This window comes from Clostridium sp. D43t1_170807_H7 (genome assembly GCF_015555905.1).
Lineage (GTDB): Bacteria > Bacillota > Clostridia > Clostridiales > Clostridiaceae > Clostridium.
Genome location: NZ_JADNLK010000018.1, coordinates 1 through 13,989, shown reverse-complemented (window position 1 = coordinate 13,989; position 13,989 = coordinate 1). Strand labels below are relative to the sequence as shown.

The window sequence follows — 13,989 nt, the reverse complement described above, 5'->3', positions numbered from 1 at the left end:
TGAGGTGGAAAGAGATGAAAGAGGTTTTAATTGATTTTGACAATAAAAGCCCTGCTGACTTAAATAAAAATATAAATATTGCAGCATTTTTAACTGAAAATGATGATGTTGAATATAAATTTATGGAGGGTATTGAGGGAATATGGAAGCCTATACAAGACTTTTCAAAAAGCAATATTTGTACATGGAAACCTACTAAACCAGGAAAATATATGATAATGGTTCAAGGAAAATCAACTAATTGTAAAAATGCATATGACTATCTTGGTAGGTCAGAATATGAAATAGTTGAAAATTCGAAATTGATTAATAAAGTTGAAATAAATAAGAATAAGATAAATGTTGGAGAAAAGTTACACATTAATGTTACAGCAAATGAAGAATTAGTGTTATATAGATTTTGGGTAAAAGGTAAAAAAGACTGGGAAGTTTTAAGGGATTATACTACAGAGAATGAGTTTGTTTTTACAGCTACAAAACCAGGTAATATAGAAGTATTAATAGAATGTAAAAAGGTAGACTCTGAAAGAAATGTCGATGATTTTACAACTATAAAATTTGAAGTAAAGGATTTAGAAAAAATTGAAATAACGAACTTCTTATGCTTAACTCCGAATATATTGATTAATGAAGAGTTAATTTTTAAAGTAGAAGCTAACTATGAAAAAAATAGACAATTATTATATAAATTTTTAAAGATAAATAAAGAAGGAAAGGTTACGTGTATTCAGGATTTTTCTTCTAAGAGTATGGTTACTTTTAAGGAAAAGTCGCCGGGAGAGTACAAGCTATTATGCTATGTAAGAGATATGTTTTCAGCTAATTCATTCGATGATAGAGCTGTTATTGTTTATAATGTAAATCCATATAATGAGATTAAAATCAGATCATTTAAAAGTGATATTAAGTCACCACAAGCAGTTGGAACTGAAGTGAATTTATTAGCCTTAGTAGATGGAGGAAGGGAATTATTATATAGATATATTATAGAAGGACCTATCTCAGAAGATAGCGGTTATATAAGAGGAAATGAGTTTATATGGGAGCCTAGGAATGAAGGAAAATATAAAATAACTCTTAAAGTTAAAGATATTTCATTTGAAGGAGACTATGAAGATACAACATCTATTGAATATAAAATTTATAATAAAGGTGAAAAAACAGTTAGAATAGTTGATGTTAAATGTGATAGAGGAAAAAGATGTATAATAGGTGAAACGGTAAATATTAAGGTTAAAACTGATGGAGGAATTAAGCCACTTTATAAATTTACAATATATGAAAATGGTATAGAAAAAGAAAAGATAGATTATGGAACAAATAATTGGGTTAATTTTATACCAACAGAAGCCGGAGAATATGAAGTTGATATTAAAATAAAGGATGAATTTTCTTCGAAAAACTATGATGCATCTACATCTTTATTTATTGAAGCAAAAGATTATGTATCGGCAGATATCGATTATATTTTATTGAATAGTAAGGAAACATATTTAGTAGGAGACACAATTAATGTTGAAGCAATTATTAAAAATACAAAAGATGCTTTAACTAAATTTGTAACTAAAATAAATGGATATGAAGTAGAAAATACTGGTTTTGTAGCTGAGAAATCAATAATGATAAAACCAAAATGTCCTGGAAAATATACCTTTGTAATATATGCAAAAAATATAAAATCTACTGAAGAATATGATAGTAAAAAGGAAGTTTCTATTTATGTTCATGAGGTTGTACCTGTAAACTCAACTAAATTACAGATTTCATCCAATGAATTAAAAGTGGGAGATGAAGTTACTTTTGAAGCGATATCAGAAGGTGGAAAAGAAGTATGTTATGAATTTTATATTATGATAAATGGGGAATGGACTTTAGCACAAGGATATAGTAGAAAAAATTATTATACATTTGTTCCATTTAAGAGTGGAAATTATAGAGTTCTAGTTTTAGATAAAAGTTTTCATAAAGACGTTCCATACGAAGATTATGATAATATTGAATTTGAGGTCAAATAATTCCAAAAAATGTATGTGCCTCCGAGGAACAGACAATATATGGATTTTCGGGAGGCTGTATTTTTAAATTCTTGCAATTAGGAGATATTAATAATAGAATAAGCTATATAAAAGTTTTACGAGGTGTTTTATGGAAAGGCTAGATAAGGTACTATCTAATTTAGGTTATGGTACAAGAAAAGAACTTAAGAAAATTTGCAGAAGTGGATTAGTTGAGGTTAATGGGGAAGTAGCCAAGGATAGTGGAATGCAAGTAGATCCTGAAAATGATAAAATTGTTATTAATGGAGAAGAAATTTTCTATAGAAAGTTTATTTATTTAATGATGAATAAACCTGATGGAGTAGTATCTGCTACTTATGATAATAGAGATGAAACAGTAATTGATTTATTAGAGGTTGAACATCAAGTATTTCAACCATTCCCAGTAGGAAGATTAGATAAGGATACAGTAGGATTATTATTATTAACTAATGATGGGGAATTAAATCATAGATTAATATCTCCAAAGTGGAAGGTTGATAAAGTTTATTATGCTAAAATAGACAAAAAAGTTACTGATGAGGATATAGCTAAGTTTAAAGCTGGAATAACATTAGATGATGGATATCTTTGTAAAGAGGCAAAACTTGAAATATTAAATGCAACTGATGAAGGATCAGAAGTTATGATTACTATTCAAGAAGGAAAATTCCATCAAGTTAAAAGAATGTTTGAGGCAGTAGGTAAGAAAGTTACATATTTAAAGAGAACTGAATTTGGTACATTACCTTTAGATGAAGATCTAGAAGAAGGCGAATATAGAGAGCTTACAGATGAAGAATTAGCTATATTAAAGAGTTTTTAACGAAAGAAAACAAAAAATGATAGGAAAACATTCATATGTATAAAAATTAGCAAGATATTTTTCAAAAATCCCTTGCAATATAAAATTTTCTTTACTATAATATTAATGCAAGGATAAATAAAAGGAATTAAATAGCCCCCTTTTTATTTATTGCTTATTGCTGAAGCGCAACCTGGCCCCAAGGGTTGCGTTTTTTTGCGTTCAAAAATAAAGATGGTAAACGATTTCGTTAAGATATTTTATATAATTTGTTAAAGGGCACTAATTAAATACGGTTTATTATATTAGTCTCTATTATAATAGGTTTTTTAAATTTAATTAATTATGGTAATAATATATACTAACTATGTTATAATAATTTTTATATAGATTGTATGTTCGATTAAAAGATATAGTTTAGTCGTGAAAATGAAGGGAGGATGTTCTTTTGGATTTAAAATCTTTACTTAATAAAGAACAATATGAAGGTGCGGTAACTGTAGAGGGGCCTGTACTTATTTTAGCAGGAGCAGGTTCAGGTAAAACCAGAGTTTTAACACATAGAATGGCTCATATGATAGAAGATTTAAATATTTTTCCTTATAAAATATTAGCAATAACATTTACGAATAAAGCAGCTAAAGAGATGCAAGAGAGAGTTCAGGCACTTATAGGGGATAAGGCTAATGACATGTGGATATCTACATTTCACTCAACTTGTGTAAGAATACTAAGAAGAGAGATAGAGAAACTTGGATATAAAAAGAATTTTACGATATATGATGGAACAGATCAAAAAACTCTTATTAAAGAGTGCATAAAAATTCTTAATATAAATGACAAGGAAATAACCGAACAAGAAATAATGGGTAAGATAAGCAGAGCAAAAGATAATATGCAAAGTGCTGATTCTTACTATAGAGAACATGAATCTAATTTCAGAGAAAAGAAGATTGCTGAAGTTTATAAAATGTATCAAAAAAGGTTAAAGGAAAATAATGCCTTAGACTTTGATGATTTAATTTGTAAGACAGTAGAATTATTTAAAAAGAATCCAGAAACATTAGAATTTTATCAAAGAAAATTCCAATATATTATGGTAGATGAGTATCAAGATACTAATGGAGCTCAATATGAGCTTGTAACATTACTTGCAGCAAAACATAGAAATATTTGTGTTGTAGGGGATGATGACCAGTGCATTTATCAATGGCGTGGTGCTGATATTAAAAATATTCTTGGCTTTGAGAAGGATTATCCAGATGCAAAAGTAATAAAGCTTGAGCAAAATTATCGTTCAAAAGCTAATATATTAAATGCGGCTAACGTTGTTATAGTAAATAATTCAAATAGAAAAAGTAAGGTTCTAAGAACAGAACAAGATTCTGGTAATAAGGTTAAAGTATATAGAGCATATTCAGATGGAGATGAAGGTACATTCGTAGCTAATCAAATAGAAAAAATAAAGAAAGAGCAAAATAAACAATATAAAGATTTTGCTATACTTTACAGAACTAATGCTCAGTCACGTATATTTGAAGAAAGTTTGAGAAGAGCAGCAATAGCTTATAAAATTGTTGGTGGAACTAAGTTCTATGACAGAAAAGAAATTAAAGATATGTTAAGTTATTTAAAAGTTCTAGTTAACCCTTCTGATAGTATAGCTTTGAGAAGAATAATAAATGTTCCTAAGAGAGGAATAGGAGATGCAACTATACAAAAGGTTTTAGATTTTGCTGAAAGTTATGAATTACCTTTATGGGATGCATTATCAGAAGTTAGAACTATTCCAACATTAACTGCTAGAAATTGCGCAGGGATTGAAAAGTTTATGGAGCTTATGGAAAATCTAATGATGATTTCTGAAACTGTACCAGTATCACATTTAATTGAGACAATTTTAGAAGATACAGGGTATATTAAAGAACTTGAAGCTTCAAAACAAATTGAAGATAAGAGTAGAATAGAAAACTTAAAGGAACTTGTATCTGACGCCGTTGATTTTGAGAAAAATTATGAAAAAGAAAAAGCGGCAGGATCAAGTGAATTTGATATAAATAAGACACAATTAGAAGCTTACCTAGAAAAGGTTTCTCTTGTTCAAGATACAGATAAGCTTGATGATGAAGAGGATGAAAATGGTACTGTTGTTCTAATGACTATTCATAGTGCAAAGGGATTAGAGTTCCCAGTAGTATTTATGGTTGGTATGGAAAATGGAATATTCCCAGGTCAAGCTTCATTTAATAGTGATGCTGAGATGGAAGAATCAAGAAGACTTTGCTATGTTGGTATAACTAGAGCTAAAGAAACCTTATTTATGACTTCTGCTGAAGTTAGAAGGGTATTTGGTAGAACGGTTGCTTATCCTCAATCAGACTTTATTTCTGAAATTAAACCTGAACTTAGAGAATACGTTACAATTACTGGTGATAGCAAAGATGTAACGTCAGCTTCAGGAGCTAGAACAGTAAATGGTAGATTTAAGCCATCTTATAGCAATCCACATAGTTTAAGAAGTAATTATGGAACATTTGAGAATAGGAATTTTGGTGGAGCAAATAGATCAAGTTCAATATCAAATGAAGTAGCAGCAACATCTAAAATGACTGCAGCAGAAGCTACAATTGGAAGAAAAGTTAAACATGATAAATTTGGTGAGGGAACAATAGTTGCAGTATCAGATGTAAATGGAGATAAAAAATTAACAATAGCATTTAATCAACAAGGAGTAAAAATGCTAATGTTATCAATGGCAAAACTAGAGCTTTTATAAGAGTTATAAGTGATAAGTGGGAGGCTCAAGATTAAACTCTTAGCTTATCACTTTTAAATTTTTAATAAAGAAAGGAAAAATTGAATGGATAAGAAGATTCGTATAGAGGAATTAGTTGAACTTTTAAATAAATATGCATATGAATACTATTCTTTAGATAATCCATCGGTATCTGATAAAGAGTATGATAGCAAGTATGATGAATTAAGAGCTTTAGAAGAAGAGACAGGATATATATTACCTTATTCTCCAACGCAAAGAGTCGGTGATGTAGTTCTTCAAGGTTTTAATAAATATACTCATAAAGCAAGACTTTGGAGTTTAGACAAAGCTCAAAACTTTGATGAAATAAAGGACTGGCATAATAGAAATGTTAAGTTTGTAAACGAGATGAATTCTAGAGGCGAAAATTTGCCAGAGCTTAGATATGTTATAACAAAGAAATTTGATGGATTAACTATTAACTTAACATATAATGAGGATGGAATTCTTCAAACAGCAGCAACAAGAGGAAATGGTGAAACTGGAGAAGAAGTAACTGCTCAAGTTAAGACAATAAAGGAAATTCCTTTAAAGACTTCAAGTGGTAATTTGTTCGAAGTTCATGGTGAAGCAATAATGACTGTTGAAGCTTTTGATAAATATAATGCTACATCAGAAACGCCTCTTAAAAACTTAAGAAATGGTGCTGCTGGGGCTTTAAGAAACTTAAATGTTAAAGAAACAGCTAGAAGAGGACTTTCAGCATTCTTTTACGATGTAGGATATAAAGAAGGAGAAAACTTTAAAACTTATGAAGAAATGCTTAACTTCATAAAAGAAAAAGGGCTTCCAATGGATGATTATATAAGATATACAACCACTTTAGAAGAAGTAGAAAAATATATAAATGAAATCAAAGATATGAGATTTGATTTGAACTATGATATTGATGGAGTTGTTATTGCAATAGATGATATAAGAACAAGAGAACTTCTAGGATATACAGTTAAGTTCCCTAAATGGGCAATTGCATTTAAATTTGAAGCTCAAGAAGCTACAACTAAACTTTTAGATGTTGAATGGAATGTTGGTAGAAGTGGTAGAGTTGGTCCTACAGCAATCCTTGAGCCCGTTGAACTTGCTGGGGTTACAGTTAGGAGAGCAACCCTTAATAATATGGATGATATTAAAAGAAAAGGAGTAATGATAGGTGCAGATGTATTTATTAGAAGGTCTAATGATGTTATTCCAGAAATTATGGGAGTTGTTGAATCAAGTTTAGAAAATGCTACTGAAATTAAGGTTCCAGAAACTTGTCCAGCTTGTGGAAGTCATTTAGTTTTAGATGGAGCTCACTATTTCTGTGAAAATACATTATCATGTAAACCTCAAATGGTAAAAAGTATAGTTCATTTTGCTTGTAGAGATGCTATGAATATTGAAGGGTTTTCAGAAAAAACCGCAGAGCAGTTGTTTGAAAAACTTGATATAAGATCAATTGCTGATTTATACAAGTTAGATTATGAAGAATTATTAACTTTAGATAAATTTGGACCAAAGAAGGCTCAAAATCTATTAGATGCAGTAGAAAGAAGTAAAACACCTGAATTATACAGATTTATATATGCGTTAGGTATTCCTAATGTTGGTGTTAAAACTGCTAAAGATTTAGTTAATAAGTTTAAGTCTATTGAGGGATTAAAAAATGCTACATTTGATGAATTAGTATCTGTGCAAGATGTTGGGGATATAGTTGCTAAGTGTGTTTTAGAATTTTTTCAAGAGGAAAAAGTATTAGCTACTATAGATGAGCTGTTAAAGCTTGGAGTGAATCCTTCATTTGAAGAGCAAGTTATAGTAGAAAGTTCATTCAATGGTAAAACTGTAGTTGTCACAGGAACTTTACAAAATTACTCTAGAGGTGAGATAAAAGCTAAATTAGAATCGTTAGGTGCAAAAGTTTCAGGAAGCGTAAGTAAGAAAACAGATTATGTTATAGCTGGAGAAGAAGCAGGATCTAAATTAACAAAAGCGCAAGATTTAGGAATTACTGTGTTATCAGAAGAGGAATTTGAAAAAATGATTTAATGGATTAATTAATAATGAATATTATCCTAAGATATTAATTAAAAAGCAGTTACAAATAAGGGTTATTTGTAACTGCTTTTTTAATTTATATTATCATCAAATTTTATAATATTATTATCTTCATTAGGTGTTAAATTTTCCATTAAAAAATCTGTATCTAAAGAAGGTTCATCTTTAGTTGTTACTTTTTCAAGTGATGAAATACTTTTATTTATTTTTTCAAGTAAAAAAGTTTGAATTCGTTGGTTTTTAGCCATTTTAAGAAAAGCTATGAAAGACCATATTCCAATAAACATAAAGCAAATCATAAAAATAATAGCTACTGATTGGAAAATTATTTGAACTACTTGCAGTGCAGTTGTCATGTTTTAGTACCTCCATAAGTTTATAAAAGGAAACTCATCTTTTTTATACGATAAGTACATTAAAGTGTACCTTCAGCTAGCCAAATTGAAAATTTGGAGCTTCAGGCAAGTTCGATTGACAAAATATAAAATTTTGAATCTTACTTAAATGATTATATCATAAATTGGAAATAATGCTATAAAAAATATTAACTTATATTTTAAAGGATTAATTCTTTATAATTATGTCTATAATTATAAAAAAGTATGTAGAAAGGGGAAATTAATTTGAAAAAAATAATATTAACTATTTCTATTTCGATTATAACCATAATTATTTTATTGAGTTTTATAGATAGAACTCCACAACAAGCTTCAAATAATACTGCCGATATTGTTTATTCAATAAATAGTATACCAACAAATTTAAAATCTATAGGAGATTTAGATAAAAGGCAACAGGATATAGTTTGTGCAACTAGTAAGGGATTAGTAGAACTTGATTCCGATGGAAATATACAACCTTCATTAGCAGAAAGTTATGAAGTGAATGATGATGGATTAGAATATGTTTTTAAAATAAGAGATGATGCATATTGGAGTGATGGAAATAAGATAACACCAGAAAATATTGTCTCATTTTTTAGAGAAGTAATTACAGAGGATAATGAAATATCAGCATTATTAAATGTTTTTGGAGTAAAAGAGTATTTAGAAAGTAATAAAAGCTTCAGTGGGACAGTTGCAATTACTTTTGATGAAAATAATATAAAAATAAGATTAAATTCAAAGGATGATGGATTTATAGAAGAATTAACAAAGCCACAATATAGATTAAGGAAGGATGTTTTGTTTTGGGAAGATATAGCTTTGAATTACAATAATATTCCTTATTCTGGAGATTATTACATTGACAGTATAAATGAAAGTGAAGTTATGCTAAAAAGAAGCGATAAGTCTAGTGTAGAGTTGGCACAAACAATACATTTAGTTAAGGATGATAGTGAAGATTTAGCATTGGCATCATTTGAAATAGGAAATAGAGACATTGTAATTAACCCACCTAAAAGTCAATTAGAAAGATTAAAAAAGGAGGGAAAGCTAGTTGAGTCTCCGTCAAATGAAGCATTATATTTAGCTTTTAATATAAATAATTCAAATTTTTCTAATGAGGTAAAAAATGAAATTTATAGGTTAGTAAATGAAGCTATAGAGGAATATCAAAATCAAAACAATATATTAGTTGAATTAGCAGAGTGCAGTTATTTCAGAGAAAATAAAGATGATTTAACTAAGCTTCAAAGTAGAAATGTTATGGTAAATACTGAAAAAGACATAACTATGCCATCTAAGATAGTTCTAGTAGCTAAAGAAAGTCTTGAAAATAAAGATATAACTAGCTATATATATAGTTGGTTTAATAATAATACTGATATTACAATTGTAGCTAATTTATTATCAGAAGAAGATATGAATTTAATTAGTGAAAAAAATTACTATGATATTGCATTAGTTAATGTTTATGCAAAATTAGATGATGATGAGCAACTTTTAAATACTATTTCTAGTTTTATTCCAAAAGAGCAAAGAGAAATGATAAATAATTCAAACTCAAAGGCTGAAAAGGAAGAGTTATTTGCAGAAATAGAGGAAGACTTATTTAATAATTATAGGATACTACCATTATTATTTTATAATAATACAATAGCTGTTGATAGTACTGTTGATAGCAGTATATTAGATGGAAATGGCAATATAGACTTTAAAAGTATAAAAAAATAAAAGGAATAACCAAGGAATAAACATAGTTCCTTGATTGTCCTTCTATTTTGAGTAAACTAATATTTAATTAATCTTTATCAGATTCTATGGTATCTGCATTAGATGTATCTACGTTTTTTGCAGGTATTTCTTTAACTTCTTCATTAATTGTTACTTCTTCAGGCATAATGTCAATGACTTCGATAGAAGCATTAACAGGACTTCCAATAATATCTTCGGTTTCAATAGTTATATCAGAAGTAGATTTAACATCATCAATTGAATCTTCTTGTAATGAATTAACTTCAGAAATAGGATTAGTTCTATCTTCTAGTAAACCTAATTCATCCATATATTCATTTTTAAAAAAATGAATAAGTAAAAAGAAATTTAAGAAATTTCTATAGCTATCGAATGTATTTTTACTAATAGAAAAAGAGTCTTTACGTTTGTTGTAAGTTATATATTTATTGAATATAGGCGCGTTGCCAGTACTCTCGGGAGTAGGGATATTAGGCATTCTAAAGTAGCTTTCATCAACCATGTCATTAGAATTTAAACTAAATCCACGATATCTTTCATAATCATCTAAAGTTGGAGCTTCTGGCCAGCTTGTTATTAGACCAGAATTAATAATAAATTTTTTATATATTGTAGATATCATAACTTTATATTCATTAGAATTATTAATTATGCTTTGATAAATAATAAAAGCTAAAATATAGAATGTAATATCAAAGCATGAATATTTAATTTCTTTCTTTGAAGAAAGCTTATAAAAAGCACCTTTATCCTCATCATATAACGTATATAGTCTATTTATAATTTCTGTTGTCTTTTCTGAAAAGGTTAGTATTTTTGTATGTTTATAAGACAAAGTTAAAACTATAGAACATAAAGAAGCCGTGTCTAATGAATCAATATAATAATCTTTTTCATCGAATTTACACATAGCATAATCAGCAAGATCTATAATTAAATCTTTTAATTCATCGTTATTATTATCATTATAGCTATAGAGAATATTTAATGATAATAGAACTTTACACACCTCGTCTAATGAGCAATCATAAATTTGATCCTTAAAATCACAAAACATCTTTAAAATTTGTTCTGAGAATTCCTTATATGAATCAGAAGATTCATCATTAGGATTCTTTATAGAGTATAAATAATATGCAAGCATCATAAATGCTTGATCAGAAAATTTAAATTTCTTATCTTTATCAACCAAATTAAAGTTTTTAGTGTTATTTTCTAATAGGTTTTTCTTATCTACAAATACGCCTTCCCTATTTCTTAAATGGGTTGAATAAAAATCAAGCTGATCCTTTGTTAGGTTTCTATATATTTCATTTATTGAATAAATATTTTTGTCTATATTTTCAAAACTTCTATAGTAGTCTAATAATTCTAATAGGCATAATGACATTAATGCATTAGTACCTGGGTTGATTTCCTTTTTAAAAGTTTCTTCATCAAATCCGTTTGAATTTTTACTATGAATAAAGGTTGGAGAAGCCTTTCTATATACACATAATAGTGGAGAAAAATTACTATTTGTGGTAATATCAATTGAGGAATATAATTTATTATACTTTTTTATTTGAGAGACTAAACCACATCTTGAGTTTAGTACAATAGTTTTTACTGCTTCTTTAGATAAATAAAAAAGTTGTCCGTTAATTTCCTTTTCGGAAAGGCTGTTCATTCTAAAAAATGGCCCAATATATCTCAAATTTTTCACCTCTTAATTAATCCTTATATTAATAGTATGAATAGAGTGAGAATTTGTTGCATTATTTTTAAAAAAAGGAGAAATTTATATATATAAGTAGTTGTTAAAATGGAGGAATTATAAATGAGAAGTGACGGAAGAAAGAATGACCAAGTTAGACAGGCAAAAATAACTAGAAATTATATAAAACATGCAGAGGGATCAGTTTTAATTGAAGTTGGGGATACTAAGGTAATTTGTACTGCATCAATAGAAGAGAAAGTTCCTCCCTTTTTAAAAGGTACAGGAGAAGGGTGGATAACAGCAGAATATAATATGCTTCCGCGTTCTACTTCAACAAGAAAACCTAGAGATATATCAAGACTAAAGGTTGATGGTAGAACTATGGAGATACAAAGATTGATAGGTAGAGCATTAAGATCTGTTGTAGATTTAAAAGCATTAGGAGAAAAAACTATTTGGATAGATTGTGATGTAATTCAAGCAGATGGTGGAACAAGAACTACTTCTATTTGTGGTGCTTTTGTTGCATTAGTTGATGCTATGAATAAGCTTCACAAACAAAGACCATTTAAAGTTTATCCTATTAGAAAATTTTTATGTGCAACAAGTGTAGGTATTGTTGGAGAAGAAAAGTTGCTTGATTTATGTTATGAAGAGGATTCAACAGCGAGAGTTGATATGAATGTTATTGGAACAGATGAGGGTGAATTCGTAGAAATTCAAGGTACAGGAGAAGAGGCACCATTTAATAGAAAAGAATTAGATGAATTATTAGATTTAGCTGAAAAGGGAATAAAACAAATGATTCAATTACAAAAAGAATGTTTAAAAATGGATTCTTTATGGATTGGAACAGGTGAGTAGTATGAAAAAAATAATTTTAGCTAGTAATAATTTAAAGAAAATAAAAGAAATAAAAGAAATACTTAAAGGATGTCCTTATGAAGTTTATTCATTAAAGGATATGGCTATTGATATAGAAGTTGAAGAAGATGGTTTAACTTTTGAAGAAAATGCTAAAAAGAAAGCGATGGAAATACATCAATATTTATTAAATAAGGGTGAAAGTAACTTTATAGTTTTATCAGATGATTCTGGGTTAGAGGTAGATTGTTTAAATGGAGCACCTGGAGTATATTCAGCTAGATATGCTGGTGAACATGGAAATGATCATAATAATAATATTAAGCTATTAGAAGAAATGAAGGCTTTTAAAGGTGATGAGAGAAGTGCTAGATTCGTTTGTGTAATAGCGGTAGTATTTGAAGATGGTAATGTTAAAACTGTAAGGGGTGAAGTTGAGGGCTATATTATAGAAGAGATAAAAACAGAGGGTGGATTTGGATATGATCCATTATTCTTCTATAAAGGATTCAATAAAACATTTGGAGAAGTGACACCAGAAGAAAAAAATGCAATATCTCATAGAGGAAATGCCCTTAAAAAACTTAAAGAGATATTAATTTAATAAAGAGTATAATTGAAAAAAGTGAGAAACACTTTTTTCAATTATGAGTTAGTAGTTAGTAGTTAATAAATAAATTCAGTTGAACTGAATTTAAAAAGATATATTATGTAGAAACGACAATAGGAGTTTCTACATAAACTACTAACTCCTAACTAAAGAAGTTGCTTGGTAATTTAGTTATATTTATAAATGAAAGGATGATTATAGTGCTTATTGCAGTTATAAGTGATTCTCATGGTAATAGAAATAGTATAAGTAAAATAAAGAAAAAAATAAGTAGTGCACAAGTACTTTTGTTTTTAGGTGATGGAGAAAATGACCTAGATGAAATTACAGAAGGATTCAGTGGGGATGTATATGCAGTTACAGGAAATTGCGATTGTAATGGCAAATATCCAGAAGAAAGAATAATAGAAATTCAAGGTAAGAAAATATTTATGTGTCACGGACACAAATATGGTGTTAAATATGGATATAATTCTATTTATTATAGAGGAAAAGAAGTAGGAGCAGATATAGTTCTATTTGGTCATTCTCATTTACCTATTATTGAGGAATATGATGGTTTAATATTGATGAATCCAGGAAGCATTTCACATGGAATGGGTAGAGTTGATAAGACTTTAGGTTATATTGATTTAGTTGATAATAAAGAGCCAATAGTATATATAAAAGAGATATAAAATAAAATTATAAAAAAAATTAAAAAAAAGTATTGACGTATTAAAAATCATCATGTAGAATAATCATTGTCGCTGCGAGATGTAGCAATGTGATTACCGGGGTGTGGCGCAGATGGGAGCGCGCGTGGTTTGGGACCATGAGGTCGCAGGTTCGATCCCTGTCACCCCGACCAGTTTAGTTAAAAAAGAACTTGACTTTTGCGAGTAAATCTGATTAACTAAATAAGGAATATGCGGGTATCGTATATCGGTAATACTCCAGCCTTCCAAGCTGGAAAGGTGGGTTCGATTCCCACTACCCGCTC

General features: G+C 28.7%; 10 protein-coding genes and 2 tRNA genes. 10 read left to right on the top strand and 2 right to left on the bottom strand.

Translation table 11 applies throughout. The features are described from left to right. The first annotated feature begins 14 nt into the window (after positions 1 to 14). From I2E98_RS11730 to ligA, 4 genes are all read left to right on the top strand, one after another. Positions 15 to 2,015: a triple tyrosine motif-containing protein gene (locus I2E98_RS11730; RefSeq protein ID WP_195469085.1), complete on the top strand. Its 2,001-nt coding sequence runs from the start codon at positions 15 to 17 to the stop codon at positions 2,013 to 2,015. 130 nt (positions 2,016 to 2,145) lie between these two features. Further along, a complete protein-coding gene (locus I2E98_RS11725; protein ID WP_195469084.1) occupies positions 2,146 to 2,862 on the top strand; it encodes a pseudouridine synthase in 717 nt (238 codons plus the stop codon). Positions 2,863 to 3,289: 427 nt separating this feature from the next. Beyond that, entirely contained in the window at positions 3,290 to 5,617 is a 2,328-nt protein-coding gene (gene pcrA, locus I2E98_RS11720; protein WP_195469083.1) for a DNA helicase PcrA, read from the top strand. 84 nt (positions 5,618 to 5,701) lie between these two features. After that, positions 5,702 to 7,687, top strand: coding sequence for an NAD-dependent DNA ligase LigA (gene ligA, locus I2E98_RS11715; protein WP_195469082.1), 1,986 nt, complete (start codon positions 5,702 to 5,704; stop codon positions 7,685 to 7,687). Between the two features lie 80 nt (positions 7,688 to 7,767). Here ligA and I2E98_RS11710 read toward each other — a convergent pair whose 3' ends face one another. Next, positions 7,768 to 8,052, bottom strand: coding sequence for a hypothetical protein (locus tag I2E98_RS11710; protein WP_195469081.1), 285 nt, complete (start codon positions 8,050 to 8,052; stop codon positions 7,768 to 7,770). Between the two features lie 267 nt (positions 8,053 to 8,319). Here I2E98_RS11710 and I2E98_RS11705 point away from each other — a divergent pair, with 267 nt between their 5' ends. Further along, positions 8,320 to 9,813, top strand: coding sequence for an ABC transporter substrate-binding protein (locus tag I2E98_RS11705; protein WP_195469080.1), 1,494 nt, complete (start codon positions 8,320 to 8,322; stop codon positions 9,811 to 9,813). A gap of 67 nt (positions 9,814 to 9,880) precedes the next feature. Here I2E98_RS11705 and I2E98_RS11700 read toward each other — a convergent pair whose 3' ends face one another. Then, a complete protein-coding gene (locus I2E98_RS11700) occupies positions 9,881 to 11,530 on the bottom strand; it encodes a hypothetical protein (RefSeq protein ID WP_243251104.1) in 1,650 nt (549 codons plus the stop codon). A 123-nt stretch (positions 11,531 to 11,653) separates the two neighbouring features. On the opposite strand from I2E98_RS11700, the gene rph reads away from it, so the two are divergent. The 5 genes from rph to I2E98_RS11675 all read left to right on the top strand — a co-directional run bounded on the left by rph (position 11,654) and on the right by I2E98_RS11675 (position 13,988). Beyond that, on the top strand, positions 11,654 to 12,397 hold the full coding sequence (gene rph, locus I2E98_RS11695; RefSeq protein ID WP_195469079.1) for a ribonuclease PH: 744 nt from the start codon (positions 11,654 to 11,656) through the stop codon (positions 12,395 to 12,397). Position 12,398: 1 nt separating this feature from the next. Continuing rightward, a complete protein-coding gene (locus I2E98_RS11690) occupies positions 12,399 to 13,001 on the top strand; it encodes an XTP/dITP diphosphatase (RefSeq protein WP_195469078.1) in 603 nt (200 codons plus the stop codon). 197 nt (positions 13,002 to 13,198) lie between these two features. Further along, positions 13,199 to 13,684: a metallophosphoesterase gene (locus I2E98_RS11685; RefSeq protein ID WP_207737608.1), complete on the top strand. Its 486-nt coding sequence runs from the start codon at positions 13,199 to 13,201 to the stop codon at positions 13,682 to 13,684. Positions 13,685 to 13,781: 97 nt separating this feature from the next. Beyond that, positions 13,782 to 13,857: transfer RNA gene (locus I2E98_RS11680), tRNA-Pro, on the top strand. 60 nt (positions 13,858 to 13,917) lie between these two features. Next, a tRNA-Gly gene (locus tag I2E98_RS11675) sits at positions 13,918 to 13,988 on the top strand. Position 13,989 lies beyond the last annotated feature (1 nt).

Excerpts from the sequence above, each read along its gene's own strand:
- I2E98_RS11685 (WP_207737608.1), top strand. The coding sequence starts at position 13,199 with ATGATTATAGTGCTTATTGCAGTTATAAGTGATTCTCATGGTAATAGA.
- I2E98_RS11710 (WP_195469081.1), bottom strand. The coding sequence starts at position 8,052 with ATGACAACTGCACTGCAAGTAGTTCAAATAATTTTCCAATCAGTAGCT.
- ligA (WP_195469082.1), top strand. The coding sequence starts at position 5,702 with ATGGATAAGAAGATTCGTATAGAGGAATTAGTTGAACTTTTAAATAAA.
- I2E98_RS11725 (WP_195469084.1), top strand. The coding sequence starts at position 2,146 with ATGGAAAGGCTAGATAAGGTACTATCTAATTTAGGTTATGGTACAAGA.
- rph (WP_195469079.1), top strand. The coding sequence starts at position 11,654 with ATGAGAAGTGACGGAAGAAAGAATGACCAAGTTAGACAGGCAAAAATA.
- I2E98_RS11690 (WP_195469078.1), top strand. The coding sequence starts at position 12,399 with ATGAAAAAAATAATTTTAGCTAGTAATAATTTAAAGAAAATAAAAGAA.
- I2E98_RS11730 (WP_195469085.1), top strand. The coding sequence starts at position 15 with ATGAAAGAGGTTTTAATTGATTTTGACAATAAAAGCCCTGCTGACTTA.